General features: G+C 66.8%; 17 protein-coding genes. 5 read left to right on the top strand and 12 right to left on the bottom strand.

Annotation, left to right across the window (positions count from 1 at the left end; genetic code table 11):
- The 3 genes from BSE24067_RS30390 to BSE24067_RS30400 form a co-directional block, all read left to right on the top strand.
- The coding region (locus BSE24067_RS30390; protein ID WP_174904964.1) for a helix-turn-helix domain-containing protein at nucleotides 1–867 on the top strand (867 nt) is incomplete at its 5' end.
- A gap of 30 nt (nucleotides 868–897) precedes the next feature.
- Nucleotides 898–1581, top strand: a complete 684-nt coding sequence (locus BSE24067_RS30395) for a Vgb family protein (RefSeq protein WP_151066941.1) — start codon at nucleotides 898–900, stop codon at nucleotides 1579–1581.
- A 193-nt stretch (nucleotides 1582–1774) separates the two neighbouring features.
- Nucleotides 1775–2740 (top strand): DMT family transporter, encoded by a 966-nt coding sequence (locus BSE24067_RS30400; RefSeq protein WP_151066942.1) that lies wholly within the window; start codon nucleotides 1775–1777, stop codon nucleotides 2738–2740.
- Between the two features lie 67 nt (nucleotides 2741–2807).
- Here the strand turns inward: BSE24067_RS30400 and BSE24067_RS30405 are convergent, their stop codons facing one another.
- Together BSE24067_RS30405 and BSE24067_RS30410 are read right to left on the bottom strand one after the other, a co-directional pair.
- The gene (locus BSE24067_RS30405; RefSeq protein ID WP_151066943.1) at nucleotides 2808–3131 is read right to left on the bottom strand and encodes an RnfH family protein; all 324 of its coding nucleotides are present in this window, start codon (nucleotides 3129–3131) and stop codon (nucleotides 2808–2810) included.
- A gap of 4 nt (nucleotides 3132–3135) precedes the next feature.
- Nucleotides 3136–3573: a type II toxin-antitoxin system RatA family toxin gene (locus BSE24067_RS30410; protein ID WP_040144470.1), complete on the bottom strand. Its 438-nt coding sequence runs from the start codon at nucleotides 3571–3573 to the stop codon at nucleotides 3136–3138.
- A gap of 99 nt (nucleotides 3574–3672) precedes the next feature.
- Between BSE24067_RS30410 and smpB the strand changes: the two genes are divergently transcribed.
- On the top strand, nucleotides 3673–4119 hold the full coding sequence (gene smpB / locus BSE24067_RS30415; RefSeq protein WP_006478511.1) for an SsrA-binding protein SmpB: 447 nt from the start codon (nucleotides 3673–3675) through the stop codon (nucleotides 4117–4119).
- A gap of 86 nt (nucleotides 4120–4205) precedes the next feature.
- On the opposite strand, the gene BSE24067_RS30420 is transcribed toward smpB, so the two are convergent.
- From BSE24067_RS30420 to ppsA, 3 genes are all read right to left on the bottom strand, one after another.
- The gene (locus tag BSE24067_RS30420; protein ID WP_151066944.1) at nucleotides 4206–5141 is read right to left on the bottom strand and encodes an SPFH domain-containing protein; all 936 of its coding nucleotides are present in this window, start codon (nucleotides 5139–5141) and stop codon (nucleotides 4206–4208) included.
- A gap of 33 nt (nucleotides 5142–5174) precedes the next feature.
- Entirely contained in the window at nucleotides 5175–5609 is a 435-nt protein-coding gene (locus BSE24067_RS30425; RefSeq protein WP_151066945.1) for an NfeD family protein, read from the bottom strand.
- A gap of 209 nt (nucleotides 5610–5818) precedes the next feature.
- On the bottom strand, nucleotides 5819–8218 hold the full coding sequence (ppsA, locus tag BSE24067_RS30430; RefSeq protein WP_151066946.1) for a phosphoenolpyruvate synthase: 2400 nt from the start codon (nucleotides 8216–8218) through the stop codon (nucleotides 5819–5821).
- Nucleotides 8219–8592: 374 nt separating this feature from the next.
- Between ppsA and ppsR the strand changes: the two genes are divergently transcribed.
- Nucleotides 8593–9408 carry a posphoenolpyruvate synthetase regulatory kinase/phosphorylase PpsR gene (ppsR, locus tag BSE24067_RS30435; RefSeq protein ID WP_040144980.1) on the top strand — a complete coding sequence of 272 codons (816 nt, stop codon included), beginning with the start codon at nucleotides 8593–8595 and terminating at the stop codon, nucleotides 9406–9408.
- A gap of 117 nt (nucleotides 9409–9525) precedes the next feature.
- Here the strand turns inward: ppsR and BSE24067_RS30440 are convergent, their stop codons facing one another.
- The 7 genes from BSE24067_RS30440 to BSE24067_RS30470 all read right to left on the bottom strand — a co-directional run bounded on the left by BSE24067_RS30440 (nucleotide 9526) and on the right by BSE24067_RS30470 (nucleotide 15166).
- A complete protein-coding gene (locus tag BSE24067_RS30440; RefSeq protein ID WP_151066947.1) occupies nucleotides 9526–10308 on the bottom strand; it encodes a TrmH family RNA methyltransferase in 783 nt (260 codons plus the stop codon).
- Nucleotides 10305–10949: a ribonuclease HII gene (rnhB, locus tag BSE24067_RS30445; protein ID WP_151066948.1), complete on the bottom strand. Its 645-nt coding sequence runs from the start codon at nucleotides 10947–10949 to the stop codon at nucleotides 10305–10307. The genes BSE24067_RS30440 and rnhB overlap by 4 nt, the downstream gene beginning before the upstream one ends.
- Nucleotides 10946–12115: a lipid-A-disaccharide synthase gene (lpxB, locus tag BSE24067_RS30450; protein ID WP_151066949.1), complete on the bottom strand. Its 1170-nt coding sequence runs from the start codon at nucleotides 12113–12115 to the stop codon at nucleotides 10946–10948. The genes rnhB and lpxB overlap by 4 nt, the downstream gene beginning before the upstream one ends.
- Before the next feature lie 3 nt (nucleotides 12116–12118).
- A complete protein-coding gene (gene lpxA, locus BSE24067_RS30455; RefSeq protein ID WP_151066950.1) occupies nucleotides 12119–12907 on the bottom strand; it encodes an acyl-ACP--UDP-N-acetylglucosamine O-acyltransferase in 789 nt (262 codons plus the stop codon).
- Between the two features lie 67 nt (nucleotides 12908–12974).
- Nucleotides 12975–13442 (bottom strand): 3-hydroxyacyl-ACP dehydratase FabZ, encoded by a 468-nt coding sequence (gene fabZ, locus BSE24067_RS30460; protein ID WP_006495559.1) that lies wholly within the window; start codon nucleotides 13440–13442, stop codon nucleotides 12975–12977.
- Between the two features lie 130 nt (nucleotides 13443–13572).
- Nucleotides 13573–14652, bottom strand: a complete 1080-nt coding sequence (lpxD, locus tag BSE24067_RS30465) for a UDP-3-O-(3-hydroxymyristoyl)glucosamine N-acyltransferase (RefSeq protein ID WP_151066951.1) — start codon at nucleotides 14650–14652, stop codon at nucleotides 13573–13575.
- A 16-nt stretch (nucleotides 14653–14668) separates the two neighbouring features.
- Nucleotides 14669–15166: an OmpH/Skp family outer membrane protein gene (locus BSE24067_RS30470; protein WP_174904965.1), complete on the bottom strand. Its 498-nt coding sequence runs from the start codon at nucleotides 15164–15166 to the stop codon at nucleotides 14669–14671.
- Nucleotides 15167–15224: the final 58 nt, after the last annotated feature.

Consider the following 15224-nt stretch of genomic DNA (forward strand, 5'->3'; position numbering starts at 1 on the left):
CTGCTGCTGATCGGGCATCTCGACGACGCCGAGCGGCGGCTCGCGAGCCTCGACCCCGCGGCGCTGCCGGCCGCGTCGCGCGCGGCGCACGACCTGATCGCGGCCGGAATCGCGATGCGCCGCATCCGTCCGCACGCGGCGCGCACGGCGCTCGCCCGCGCGCGCGCCGCCGCTCACGACGCCGGCATCGCCGCGTTGACGGCCGAAGTCGAGACAGCCGCGCGCGTGCTCGATACGCCGGCCGCGCGCCTGATCGCGCGCGGCACGTCGCGGCTCGTGCTGCTCGACGACGTCGAGGCGCTGCTGGCGTCGAACGCGCTCATCGTCGATGCGTGCCGTTATGCAGTGCGCGACGCGCGCACGACCGTGTCGCTCGCGCGCCGCCCGGTGCTGTTCGTGCTCGCGCGCATGCTCGGCGAAGCATCGCCCGGCGACGTGTCGAGAAACGCGCTGGTCGCCGCCGCGTTTCGCGCGAAGCATGCGGACGAATCGCATCGCGCGCGGCTGCGCGTCGAGATCGGCCGCTTGCGCGCGATGCTGCGGCCGGTCGCGAACATCACCGCGACGCGCGACGGCTTCGCGCTCGAGCCGCTTGGCGCGCGCGAAGCCGTCGTGCTCGCGCGCCCGGTCGACGACCGCCACGCAGCGGTGCTCGCGCTGCTCGCGGATGGCGAGGCGTGGTCGAGCTCCGCGCTGGCGCTCGCGCTCGGCGCGAGCCAGCGCACCGTGCAGCGCGCGCTGGACGCGCTGGCCGATGCGAACAAGGTGCAGGCGCTCGGGCGCGGCCGCGCGCGCCGCTGGATGATGCCGCCGCTGCCCGGATTCGCGACGACCTTGTTACTCCCCGCACCGTTGCCGGGCGACTAGGATGAGCACACCAACGACGAGGTGACAAACATGAAACGCTCCACTGCAGACATCGTTCGCGAATACGGCCCGTTTCCGGGCGGCGACGGCGTGCACGGCGTCACGTTCGACGGCCGGCACGTGTGGTTCGCGTCCGGCGACAAGCTGAACGCGCTCGATCCCGAACAAGGCACGACCGTGCGCACGCTCGACGTCGCCGCGCATGCGGGCACCGCGTTCGACGGGCGCCATCTGTATCAGATCGTCGAGGATCGCATCGAGAAGATCGATCCGGACTCCGGCCGCGTGCTCGCGACGATCCCGGCGCCCGGCGGCGGCGCCGATTCCGGGCTCGCATGGGCCGAGGGCACGCTGTGGGTCGGCCAGTACCGCGAGCGCAAGATTCACCAGGTCGACCCGCAATCGGGCGCCGTGCTGCGCACGATCGAATCGAACCGCTTCGTCACCGGTGTCACGTGGGTCGACGGCGAGCTGTGGCACGGCACGTGGGAAGCCGACGAAAGCGAGCTGCGGCGAATCGACCCGCGCACCGGCGACGTACTCGAGCAGATCGACATGCCGCCCGGTGTCGGCGTGTCCGGATTGGAATCCGACGGCCGCGACACGTTCTACTGCGGCGGCGGCAGCAGCGGCAAGCTGCGCGCGGTGCGCCGCCCCGCGCGAGCGCGGACGGCGGCCGACAGTGCGCCGACGGCCGAGCCGGTCGAGCGCTGAGCACCGCCGATCGCCGACGGGCGCCCGCACACGCTGCCCGCTTCGGGTAAACAACACAACGGAACCGTATCGCGGCGCGCTCTTGGCAAGCCCGCGCCCCTGCCCTCCAGCTCCGAGTGCAGGAATGAACAAGACGGAACCGCGCCGCCGTCGCTAACATGCGCGCTCGTCAGTCATTCATTCGGAGCAGTCGATGCAGCGCGGTGTGGTGTATGGCGTCCTTGCGGGCGCGTTGTGGGGAATGGTCTTTCTCGTGCCGCGGCTGCTGACCGACTTCTCGCCGCTGCTGCTGAGCGCGGGCCGCTACGCGATGTACGGCCTCGTGTCGCTGGCCGCGGCTCTGCCGGCCGCCCGGTCGCTGCTCGCGCGGCTGACCCGCGAGGATCTCGTCGCGCTCGCGCGGCTCGCGCTGATCGGCAACGTCGCGTACTACATGCTGCTGTCCGCTGCCGTGCACCTGGTCGGCATCGCGCCGAGCTCGCTGATCGTCGGCGTGCTGCCCGTGACCGTCACACTGGCGGGCCTCGGCGACCACGGCGCGGTGCCGCTGCGGCGCCTCGCCGCCCCGCTCGCGCTGGTGATCGCCGGCATCGTCTGCATCAACGTCGACCTGTTCACGTCCGAAGCCGCGCATGCGACGACGCTCGGCCAAAAGCTCGCCGGCCTCGCGTGCGCGAGCGGCGCGCTCGCGAGCTGGACCTGGTACGCGGTCGCGAACGCGCGCTATCTGCAACGCCATCACCATTTCGGCGGCAACGAGTGGTCGGTGCTGTGGGGCGTCGTGACGGGCGCGATCGGCGGCCTCTGCTGGCTCGCGATCCTCGCGCTGCCGGCCGGCACGGTGCAGGCGGCCGTCCCCGCATCGCGCTGGCAGTTGTTCTGGCTGCTGAACCTCGGGCTCGCGATCGGCGCGTCGTGGCTCGGCAACGGGCTGTGGAACGCGGCATCGAAGCGGCTGCCGCTGACGTTGTCGGGCCAGCTGATCGTGTTCGAAACCGTGTTCGCGATGCTCTATGCATTCGTCTACGATCACCGGATGCCGCGCGCGCTCGAGATCGCGGCGCTCGCGCTGTTGCTGGCGGGTGTTTACGGGTCAGTGCGCCGTCACGACGACACGCGCGGCGACGCCCCCGCGAACGCGAACGTCACGGCCCACTGAGCGCCGGCGCGTGTAGTCTGACGAATCGGAACGAACGAGATGACGAGGCGGCGCCAAACGCGGCGCGTCAGCGCGCGTCCTTGTGCATCCACTTGCGGCCCTCGATCGAGCCTTCGCGGCGGGTCTTGTCGACACGCCGCTGGCGCGCGAGCTTCGGATCGACGATCAACGGACGATAGATCTCGACGCGGTCGTGGTCGGCGAGCGACGCGTCGAGCGGCGCGAGCTTGCCGAATACGCCCGTCTTCGCATGCGCGAGATCGATCTCCGGGTGCAGCGCGAGCACGCCGCTCGCGTCGATCGCCGCGCGCACGGTCGCGCCTTCGGGCAACGACACCGGAATCAGCGTCTGGCGATCCGGCAACGCATAGCAAACTTCGATCGACAGCATCGCGTCACCCCTTCCCGTAGCGCTGGTCGGCGCGCTTCACGAACGAATCGACGAACGTGTTCGCGATGTGGCTGAACACGGGGCCGATGATCTTCTCGAGCAGGATGCTCGAAAACTCGTAATGCAGCGCGAACTCGATCTTGCACGCATCGGCGCGCAGCGGGATGAAGCGCCACGAACCCGTGAACTTCTTGAACGGGCCGTCCGCGAACTCCATGTCGATCCGCGTCGGACGCTGCTGGATGTTGCGCGTCGCGAAATGCTGCTTGATGCCCTTGAAGTTGATGTCGATGCGCGCTTCCATCCCGCTGTCGTCCTGACGGCGGATCTCGACGCCGCCGCACCAGGGCAGGAAATTGGGGTAGTCGGCCACGTCGGTGACGAGGTCGAACATCTGTTCCGCCGAATGACGGATCAATACGGTTTTCTGGACATCTGCCATAAATCGCGCGGCATCGCTTGAGGTGAGAACGCCAAGCCGGGCGATTCCCGCCCCGCTTTGCTAAAATCGTGATTTTAAACGAGTTGGCCCGATCCTTTCATGAGCATCATCGACAACAGGAAAGCGCACTTCGATTATCACATCGAGGAACGCTACGAGGCGGGGCTCGTGCTCGAGGGCTGGGAAGTCAAGGCGCTGCGCGCCGGGCGCGGCCAGATCAAGGAAGGCTACGTCGTGGTGAAGAACGCCGAGATCTTCCTGATCGGCACCCACATCAGCCCGCTGCCCGAAGCCTCGACGCACATCAAGCCCGACCCGGTGCGCACGCGCAAGCTGCTGCTGCACCGTGAGGAAATCAAGAAGCTGATCGGCAAGGTCGAGCAGCGCGGCTACACGCTCGTGCCGCTGAACTTCCACTACAAGGGCGGCCGCGTGAAATGCGACATCGCGCTCGCGAAGGGCAAGAAGCTGCACGACAAGCGCGAAACCGAGAAGAAGCGCGACTGGGAGCGCGAAAAGGCCCGCATCATGCGCGCCGGCACCTGATACGCCTGACGCGCATCGCAAACGACGCGGCCCGCCAGAAGCGGGCCGTGTTGCTTTGTGTCGTGCGATGCGTACGCGCGCTGCGTTCAGCCCTTCGCGCCCGCGGCCGGCGCCGCGTTCTTGACGATCGTCAGCGCCGACGCGATCGCGGTGCCGAGGTCCGACAGGTTCGCCGGCACGATCAGCGTGTTGCCCTGTTTCGCGAGATTCGCGAACGCGCCGACATACTGCTCGGCGACCTTCAGATTCACCGCATCCATCCCGCCCTGCGACTGGATCGCGTTCGCGATCTTCTGGATCGCCTGCGCGTTCGCCTCGGCCACCGCGAGAATCGCGGCCGCCTCGCCCTGCGCCTGGTTGATCGCCGCCTGCCGCTCGCCTTCGGACTTCTGGATCGCCGCCTCGCGCGCGCCCGATGCGAGGTTGATCTGCTCCTGCTTGCGCCCTTCGGACGCGGCGATCAGCGCGCGCTTTTCCCGCTCGGCGGTGATCTGCGCCTGCATCGCGTGCAGGATCTCCTTCGGCGGCGTCAGGTCCTTGATCTCGTAGCGCAGCACCTTCACGCCCCAGTTCGCGGCGGCCTGGTCGAGCGCCGACACGATGTTGTGGTTGATGAAGTCGCGCTCCTCGAAGGTCTTGTCGAGCTCGAGCTTGCCGACCACCGAGCGCAGCGTCGTCTGCGCGAGCTGCGTGATCGCGAGCACGAAGTTGCTCGACCCGTACGACGCCTTCATCGGATCAGTGACCTGGAAATACAGCACGCCGTCGACCTGCAGCTGCGTATTGTCGCGCGTGATGCAGACCTGGCTCGGCACGTCGAGCGGGATTTCCTTCAGCACGTGCCGGTACGCGATCCGGTCGACGAACGGGAGCACGATGTTCAGGCCCGGCGACAGCGTCGCGTGATAGCGGCCGAAGCGTTCGAGCACCCACGCATGCTGCTGCGGCACGATCTTCACCGTCTTCGACACGATCACGACGGCGATGACGAGCAGGACGACCCAGATGATCAGCGAATCCATGAAATATTCCCTCCTTGTTTTATCGTTGGACGATCAGCCCGCGGGTTTCGCGACGACGACGAGACTGTTGCCGCGCACGGCACTCACCTGATACACGCGCGCATCGACGCGCTCGCCGGTCGCGAGTTCGACGTCCCAGTCGGCGCCGCGATACTGCACGCGCGCGTGGCCGTCGTGCCACGCATCGACCGTGACGGTCGCGCCGATATCGAGATTGACGTCCGGATTCGTCGACGTGTCGCGCTTCTGCTTGCGCCCGAGCCCCGAACGACGCAGCACGATCATCGCGACGATCGCGACCGCGGCGGCCGCGCCGATCTGCACGTGCGGCGCGACACCCGCGAGCTGCAGCAGCCCGCCCGCGAGAAAGCCGAGCGCGATCATCAGCAGATAGAACGTGCCGGTCAGCAATTCGGCGACGACCAGCACGCCGACTCCGACCCACCAGAACAGATGCCCCGACATCATTGTGGTCTCCAGAAAAACGTCCGCGATGCTCACTATATTCGCTGCGCTCGCGGCTGTGCGAAGCGGCCGGCACGCTCGAAAGCGCCCCGCGCGTACGGACGAAAAAAAACACCCCGGTGCTTACCGGGGTGTTTATAGCACGAAGCTTGCATTTTGCCTTCAACGAAAGCGCGGCGGACCGCCCTTTCGTCGAAGTCGCATGACCGTCGTTACTTGCGGTTGGCGAGCGCCTGCCACGTATCGATGATCGTGTCCGGATTCAGCGAGATCGACACGATGCCTTCGTCGGTCAGCCATTGCGCGAAGTCCGGGTGATCGGACGGGCCTTGGCCGCAGATCCCGACGTACTTGCCCATCTTGCGGCAGGTGTCGATCGCACGCTTGAGCAGGAACTTCACGGCCGGGTCGCGTTCGTCGAAGTCGACGGCCAGCAGCTCCATGCCCGAGTCACGGTCGAGGCCGAGCGTGAGCTGCGTGAGGTCGTTCGAGCCGATCGAGAAACCGTCGAAGAACTGCAGGAAGTCTTCGGCGAGGATCGCGTTGGTCGGGACTTCGCACATCATCACGAGGCGCAGGCCGTTCTCGCCGCGCTTCAGGCCGAACTTCTCGAGCAGGCCGACGACGCGCTCCGCCTGCTTCACGGTCCGCACGAACGGCACCATGATCTCGACGTTGGTCAGGCCCATCTCGTCGCGCACGCGCTTCAGTGCGCGGCATTCCATCTCGAACGCCTGAGCGAAGTCTTCGGCGATGTAGCGCGATGCGCCGCGGAAGCCCAGCATCGGGTTTTCCTCGTCCGGCTCGTAGCGCGAACCGCCGATCAGCTTCTTGTACTCGTTCGACTTGAAGTCGGACAGACGCACGATCACGGGCTTCGGATAGAACGCCGCGGCGATCGTCGCGACGCCTTCCGTCAGCTTGTCGACGTAGAACTGGCGCGGCGACGCGTGACCGCGCGCGACGCTTTCGACCGCCTTCTTGAGATCCTGATCGACGTTCGGGTACTCGAGGATCGCCTTCGGGTGCACGCCGATGTTGTTGTTGATGATGAACTCGAGACGCGCGAGGCCAACACCGGCGTTCGGCAGCTGCGAGAAGTCGAACGCGAGCTGCGGATTGCCGACGTTCATCATGATCTTGACCGGGATTTCCGGCAGCTCGCCGCGCTGCACTTCCGTGACTTCCGTCTCGAGCAGCCCGTCGTAGATCTTGCCTTCGTCGCCTTCCGCGCACGACACGGTCACGAGCGCGCCGTCCTTCAGGATGTCGGTCGCGTCGCCGCAGCCGACCACCGCCGGCACGCCGAGCTCACGGGCGATGATCGCCGCGTGGCAGGTCCGGCCACCACGGTTCGTGACGATCGCCGACGCACGCTTCATCACCGGCTCCCAGTTCGGGTCGGTCATGTCGGCCACCAGCACGTCGCCCGGCTGCACGCGTTCCATTTCCGACGGATCCTGGATCACGCGCACGGGGCCCGCGCCGATCTTCTGGCCGATCGCGCGGCCCGTCGCCAGCACCTGCGACTGGCCCTTCAGCTTGAAGCGTTGCTCGGCCTTGCCGCTCGCCTGGCTCTTCACCGTTTCCGGACGCGCCTGCAGGATGAAGATCTTGCCGTCGCGGCCGTCCTTGCCCCACTCGATGTCCATCGGACGCTGGTAGTGCTTCTCGATGATGACCGCGTACTTCGCGAGCTCGATCACGTCGTCATCCGTGATCGAATAGCGGTTGCGCTGCTCGTGCGGCACGTCGACCGTCTTCACGCGGCCCGGCTCGCCCGGCTGCGTGAATTCCATCTTGATCAGCTTCGAGCCGATCGAGCGGCGGATGATCGGGTACTTGTCCTGCGCGAGCGTCGTCTTGAACACGTAGAACTCGTCCGGGTTCACGGCGCCCTGCACGACGGTTTCGCCCAGGCCGTAGCTGGACGTGATGAACACGGCGTCCTTGAAGCCCGATTCGGTGTCGATCGTGAACATCACGCCGGCCGCGCCGACGTCCGAGCGGACCATGCGCTGCACGCCGGCCGACAGCGCGACCTCGGCGTGCGTGAAGCCCTTGTGCACGCGATACGAGATCGCGCGGTCGTTGTACAACGACGCGAACACGTGCTTCATGCGGTCGAGCACGTCTTCGATGCCGACGACGTTCAGATACGACTCCTGCTGACCGGCGAACGACGCGTCGGGCAAGTCTTCCGCGGTCGCGGACGAACGCACGGCGAACGACAACTCGCTCGGCGAGCCGTTCTTCAGGATTTCGAACTGTGCGCGGATTTCCTGCTCGAGACGCGGCTGCAGCGGCGCGTCGACGATCCATTTACGGATTTCGGCACCGGCTTCGGCGAGCGCCTTCACGTCGTCGATGTCGAGCGACTCGAGGCGCTTGGCGATGCGATCGGTCAGTTCGTTGTGCTTCAGGAAATCGCGGAATGCGAGCGCGGTCGTGGCGAAACCGGTGGGTACGCGAACGCCTGCCTCGGAAAGCTGGCTGATCATCTCGCCGAGCGACGCGTTCTTGCCGCCCACGATCTCCACATCGGTCATCCGCAACTGCTCGAACGGAATTACATACGCCTGGTCCTTTGCGACGTTTGCTGCGTTAGTCATACAAGCCCCTAAGTGTGAAAAAAATGCTCGATTGCGCAAGTGGGCTCGAACGCGGGCGCTTGCAAAAAGGCGCGGCGCGTCTTGCGCAACCTGTTGGAGAAACAATCGCAGCGGGGCAGATCTTCCGACCCGATTTACAAAAATCCCGGCAGAAGGGCGATATATTCAGATGAATCGCCGAACTTGCCGGGAGTTTTCGTTCAATGGCGACAAGCCGAAGGTGCCGTTCGCACCGTGCCCCCGCAATTGCTTATCCAACAGGTTGCCGCTATTCTACCGTGCCGGCTGCCGGATGTGGCGCGACCTTGTCACTGCGTGTGGAGGCGAACCTCCAGCGGTCCGCGCAACCGCCCTTCACGTTCGACGCCCAGTTCATGCTGCCTACCGTTTTCATCGTCTCCGACGGCACCGGGATCACTGCCGAAACCTTCGCGCACTCGATCCTCTCCCAGTTCGACCAGAAGTTCCGCCTCGTGCGCGTGCCGTTCGTCGACTCGCTCGACAAGGCCTTCGCGACGGTCGAGAAGATCAACGAGGCCGCCGTGCACGACGGCCGCCGCGCGATCGTGTTCACGACGCTCGTCGACAGCGAATCGAACGACATCGTCAAGCGCTCGAACGCGCTCGTGCTCGACATGTTCCAGCGCTTCGTCGAACCGCTCGAGCAGGAACTGGAGTTGAAGTCGAGCCATGCGATGGGCCGCGGCCACCAGAACGCCGATACCGAGGAATACAAGACGCGGATCGAGGCGATCAACTTCTCGCTCGCGCACGACGACGGCCAGTCGAACCGCAACCTGTCGGAAGCCGACGTGATCCTGGTCGGCGTGTCGCGCAGCGGCAAGACGCCGACGAGCCTGTATCTCGCGATGCAGTACGGCGTGAAGGCGGCAAACTATCCGCTGATTCCGGAAGACTTCGAGCGCGGCAAGCTGCCGTCGGCGTTGTCGCCGTACAGCGAGAAGCTGTTCGGGCTGTCGATCGACCCGCAGCGGCTGTCCGAGATCCGCAACGAGCGCCGCCCCGGCAGCAAATACGCGGCGCTGGAGAACTGCCGCTACGAGATCAACGAAGCCGAGGCGATGATGCGCCGCGAAGGGATCAAGTGGCTGTCGTCGACGCACAAGTCGATCGAGGAGATCGCGACGACGATCCTGCAGGAAATCCGCCTCGACCGGCAGTCGTACTGACCAGTCGCACCGGCGCGGCCGCGAGACCGCCGCCGACAGCAAAAAGGCCGCGTCGAACGCGGCCTTTTTTCATGGTGCGGGATGCCGGCGGACGGCACGGCGCGCGCGGCTACGACGTCATCCGCGCCGCTGCTGCCGCACCTGCTCGAACAGGCACACCGCCGCCGCGGCCGCGACGTTCAGCGATTCCATGCCACCCGGTTGCGGGATCGTCACGCGATGCGTCGCCGCATCGCGCCAGAACGCCGACACGCCGGCGCCCTCGTTGCCGAACACCCACGCGACAGGCCCGGCCAGGTCGCAATCGTAGATCGCCTGCGCGCCGTGCGAATCGGTCAGCGCGACCGGCACGTCGAGACGTGCGGCGAGCGCGTCCGGTTCGACGTCTTCGTGGATCGACAGCAGGAAATGCGCGCCCATGCCCGAACGCAGCACCTTCGACGACCACGCATACGCAGTGCCGGGCGCACAGAACACGTGCCGCACGCCGGCCGCCGCCGCGCTGCGCAGGATCGAGCCGACGTTGCCCGCGTCCTGCACGCCGTCGAGCACGACCGACGTGTGCGTGACGCGCTCGGGCAGCGGCTGCGCGGGCCGGTCGACGAGCAGCAGGAAACCGACGCCGCTGACCACGTTCGACAGTTGCCCGAACAGGGCATCGGGCAGCGTGACGACCCGATGCGCGTCGATGCGCGCGATGATCGCCTGCGCTTCGGCATGCGCGAGCGCCCCCTCGGTCGCGACGCACAGCTCCGGCGTGGCGCCCGTGTCCAGATACGCGCTGGCGAGATGGAAACCTTCGAGCAGCGCGTGGCCGCCGCGGCGCTGCTGCGACGTCGACCCCGCGAGCGCCTTCAGGCGTTTGTACAGCGGGTTGTCGCGGGAAGTGATGCTCTTCATCGAATCAGGTCAAGTGCCGCGCGCACGGGCGCGAACGAGCGCCGATGCGCTTCGCATGGGCCGTGCTCGCGCAGCGCGGCAAGATGTTTCTCGGTGCCGTAGCCCGCGTGCACGTTGAAGCCGTACACCGGATAGCGTTCGTGCAGCTCGACGAGCATGCGATCGCGCGCGACCTTCGCGAGAATCGACGCGGCCGAGATGCTCGGCACGAGCGCGTCGCCGCTGACGATCGCCTCGGCGCGCACCGTCAGCGTCGGGCAGCGGTTGCCGTCGATCTGCGCGAGCGTCGGCACGATCGACAGGCCCTCGACCGCGCGCTTCATCGCGAGCATCGTCGCGTGCAGGATGTTGAGCGTGTCAATCTCGTCGACGCTGGCCGATGCGACGCAATACGCGCGCGACCGCGCGACGATCAGTTCGTACAGCGCGTCGCGCTTTTTCGCGGACAGCACCTTCGAATCGTCGAGCCCGTCGATCGGCTGCGCGGGATCGAGGATCACCGCGGCGGCCACGACCGGCCCCGCGAGCGGGCCGCGGCCCGCTTCGTCGACGCCGCAGACGATTTCGTCGGGCCGCGTGAAGTCGAAGCCGCCCTGCACGTCGTCGGACGCGCGGCGGCGCGGCGCACGCGCGACCGTCATGCGCGCCCCCTGCGTTGCTCGATCACGCGCACGACAGCCTCGGCCGCCTTCGCGGCCGTATTCTGCCGCAGCGACAGGTGCATTTCGGTGAAGACTTCGGTCAGCGTGCGGCGGTTCGCGTCGTCGCGCAGCTGCGTAAGCGTCGCATCGGCGAGCGCCTCCGGCGTCGCGAAATGCTGCAGCAGCTCGGGCACGACGAACCGCCCCGCCAGGATGTTCGGCAGGCCGACGTACGGCAGATAACCCTGCCGGCGCATGATCTGGCCGGTCAGCCAGGGCACCTTGTACGAGATCACCATCGGCTTCTTCAGCAGCGCCGCTTCCAGCGTGACGGTGCCGCTCTTCACGAGGATCGCGTCGGCGGCCGTCATCGCGACCTGCGAGCGGCCGTCGGTGATCGTCAGCGCGAGTTGCGGATGCGCGTCGACGAGCGGTTGCAGCAGTTCGCGCAGCGCGGGTGTCGCCGCCGGCATCACGAAACGCACGCCGGGTTCGCGCTGCTGCATCAGCGCCATCGCCGCAAAGAACGTCGGGCCGATCAGCCCGATCTCCGAACGCCGGCTGCCCGGCAGCACCGCGATCACCGGGCCGTCCGCCGGCAGCCCGAGCGCGATGCGCGCGCCGTGCGTGTCGGGCTCGAGCGGAATCTCGTCGGCGAGCGGATGGCCGACATACGTCGACGCGACGCCCGCCTTGTCGAGGATCGCCGGTTCGAACGGAAACAGGCACAGCATGTGGTCGACCGACTTCGCGATCTTCTTGATCCGCCCGCCGCGCCACGCCCAGATCGACGGACACACGAAGTGGATCGACGGGATGCCCGCGTCGCGCGCGGCCTGTTCGACGTTGAAGTTGAAGTCGGGCGCGTCGACGCCGATGAACGCGTCCGGCCGCTCCGCGAGCAGCTGGCGCTTCAGCTCGCCGCGAATGCGCAGGATCTCGGGGATCTGCCCGAGTGCCTCGACGTAGCCGCGCACCGTCAGCTTGTCCATCTGCCAGTGCGAGTCGAAACCGTGCGCGAGCATGCGCGGCCCGCCGATCCCGTAATACAGGGTCGACGCAGGCAGCCGCTCGTGGAGCCCGCCGAGCAGCGATGCCGCGAGCAGATCGCCCGACGGCTCGCCGGCCACCATCGCGAGCCGGAGCTGATTGGTCGGGAGCGACATCGCTTAGCGGATGATGCCGCGTTGGGACGCGTCGATGAACTCGACGAACGCGGTCACTGCCGCGTCGCCGTCGCCGCCCGCGGCCGCCAGTTCGCGCAGTTGCGCCTTCGCTTCCTCGAGCGACAGGCCGTTCTTGTACAGCAGGCGGTACGCGCTGCGCAGCGCGGAGATCGCGTCGGGCGAGAAACCGCGCCGGCGCAGGCCTTCGACGTTGATGCCGTGCGGCTCGGCCTTGTTGCCGGCCGCGATCACGAACGGCGGCACGTCCTGCACGAGCGCCGACGCGCCGCCGAGCATCGCGTGCGCGCCGATGCGCACGAACTGGTGCACGCCCGACATCCCGCCGATGATCGCAAAGTCGCCGATCTCGACGTGACCGGCCATCTGCGCGTTGCTCGACAGGATCACGTTGTTGCCGACGCGGCAGTCGTGACCGATGTGCACGTAGGCCATGATCCAGTTGTCGTCGCCGAGCGTCGTCACGCCGACGTCCTGCACCGTGCCGGTATGGATCGTCGTGAACTCGCGGATCGTGTTGCGGTTGCCGATCACGAGCTTCGTCGGCTCGTCCTTGTACTTCATGTCCTGCGGACGGCCGCCGACCGACGCGTAATGGCCGATGCGGTTGTCCTCGCCGAGCGTCGTGTGACCTTCGATCACGCTGTGCGAGCCGATCGTCGTGCGCGCGCCGATCGTGACGTGCGGTCCGACGATCGCGTACGGCCCGATCTCGACGGACTCGTCGATCTGCGCGCCCGGTTCGACAATCGCGGTGGGATGAATCCTGGTCATGCGCCGTTGCCTCTCGATGTGATGTGTCGCGTTGCTCGCGTTGCGTTACTCATGCGTGCCGCGTCGCTCAGGGCGCCGCGTCGGCCGTCTTGACCGTGCACATCAGTTCGGCTTCCGCCGCGACCTTGCCGTCGACTTCCGCCACCGCCTTGAACTTCCAGATGCCGCGGATGTAGCGTTCGAACGTCACGTTCAGGATCAGTTGATCGCCCGGTTCGACCACGCGCTTGAAGCGCGCGCCGTCGATGCCGACGAAGTAGTACAGCGTGTTTTCCGGATCCTTCGGCTGCTCTTCCGCGAACGTCAGCAGCGCGGCCGCCTGCGCGAGCGCTTCGAGAATCAGCACGCCCGGCATCACCGGCCGCTTCGGGAAATGCCCCTGGAAGAACGGCTCGTTGATCGACACGTTCTTCAGCGCTTTGATCCCCTTGTGCGGCTCGAGTTCGAGCACGCGGTCGACGAGCAGAATCGGATAGCGATGCGGCAGCAGCGTGAGGATCTTGTGGATGTCGAGATTGATTTTTTCAGTGCTCATGATGGTTCGTCTCACGCAGAGGCTGCGCGGTGGTGATGCAAAGGCTGAAGCGGGCCGCCGCGCGGCCCAGTCTGGCGAACCGGGCCGGTTGCGCTGGCCGTGCCCGATTCGTGGTCTCGCATGGTGTCGGTCAGGCGTCCGTGCCGCCCTGGGCGGCCAGCGCGGTTTCGAGCGCCTTGATGCGGTCGCGCAGCTTGTCGAGGTTGCGCACGAGCGCGGCGCTCTTGTTCCATTCGCCGTGGTCGACGGCCGGGAACGCGCTCGTGTAGATGCCGGCCTTCGGCAGCGACTTCGACACGCCAGACTTCGCGGTGATGATCACGTAGTCGCCGAGCGTCACGTGACCGGCGATGCCGGCCGCGCCGCCGATCATGCAGTGGCGCCCGATCGTCGTGCTGCCCGCGATGCCGGCGCTGCCGGCGATCACCGTATACGCGCCGATCCGGCAGTTGTGGCCGATCTGGACCTGGTTGTCGATCTTCACGCATTCCTCGATGACGGTATCCGCCATCGCGCCGCGATCGATCGTCGTGTTCGCGCCGATCTCGACGTCCGGGCCGACGGTCACGCCGCCGACCTGCGGGATCTTGACCCAGCTGCCGGTGCGCGCATCGCCGTCGCCGACGAAATCCGGCGCGAAGCCGAAACCGTCGGAGCCGATCACCGCACCCGAATGGATGATCGCGCGCGGGCCGATCTTGCAGCCGTGGTACACCGATGCGTTCGGATAGATATGCGAGCCCGCGCCGATCGTCGTGCCGCGGCCGATGAACACGTTCGCGTCGAGCTGCACGCCGTCTTCGATCACCGCGCCGGCCTCGACCGTCACGTGCGGACCGATCACCGCGGTCGCGGCGATCTGAGCGGCCGGATCGATCGTCGCGCTCGGATGCACGCCCGCCGCGCGCGGCGGCGTGGCGAGATCGATGAACATCTGCGCGACGCGCGCGAAGTACGCGTAAGGATTCGGCGTCACGATGAACGTGCGGCCGTTGGCGGCCGCGCCCAGCTTTTCGAGATCCTTCGGCGCGATCAGCACAGCGCCGGCGCGAGTCGTCTCGACCTGCGACAGGTACTTCGGATTCGCGAGAAACGCGAGTTGCTGAGGGCCTGCCTGGTCGAGCGGCGCAAGGCTGCTGACCGTGCACTGGGCGTCGCCGGCGATCTCGCCGCCGAACCGCTTTACGAGTGCCTCAAGCGTCAATGCCATTCGTCGTCTGCTCCGTTCAGTTCGTCGAGCCGGACGCGAGCGCCTTGAGCACCTTGTCGGTGATGTCGATGCGCGGGCTGACGTACACGGCTTCCTGCACGATCAGGTCGTAATTCTGCTGCTCGGCGATCTGCTTGATGACCTTGTTCGCGCGCTCCAGCACCGCCGCGAGCTCCTCGTTGCGGCGCTGGTTCAGGTCTTCGCGAAATTCGCGCTGCTTGCGCTGGAAGTCGGTGTCGAGTTGCGCGAGATCGCGCTGCTTCTGCGCGCGATCGGCCGCCGACAGCGACGCACCGTTCTTGTCCAGCGAGTCGGACATCGACTTCAGGCGCGCCGCGAGATCCTGCAGATCCTTGTCGCGCTTCGCGAACTCGGCTTCGAGCTTCGTTTGCGCCGCCTTGGCAGGCGCAGACTCGCGCAGGATCCGATCCGAATTGACCGCCGCGATGCGGGCGACGTCCTGAGCATGTGCCGTCGCCGCGCTCAAGGCCAGCGCAACGGTCAGCGCACACATCACTCGTTTCGAAAACTTACCGGTTAGCAAAATTACCCTCTCGTTACTGTTGTCATGC

It is taken from the genome of Burkholderia latens, assembly GCF_902499045.1.
GTDB classification, from domain to species: Bacteria; Pseudomonadota; Gammaproteobacteria; order Burkholderiales; family Burkholderiaceae; genus Burkholderia; species Burkholderia latens.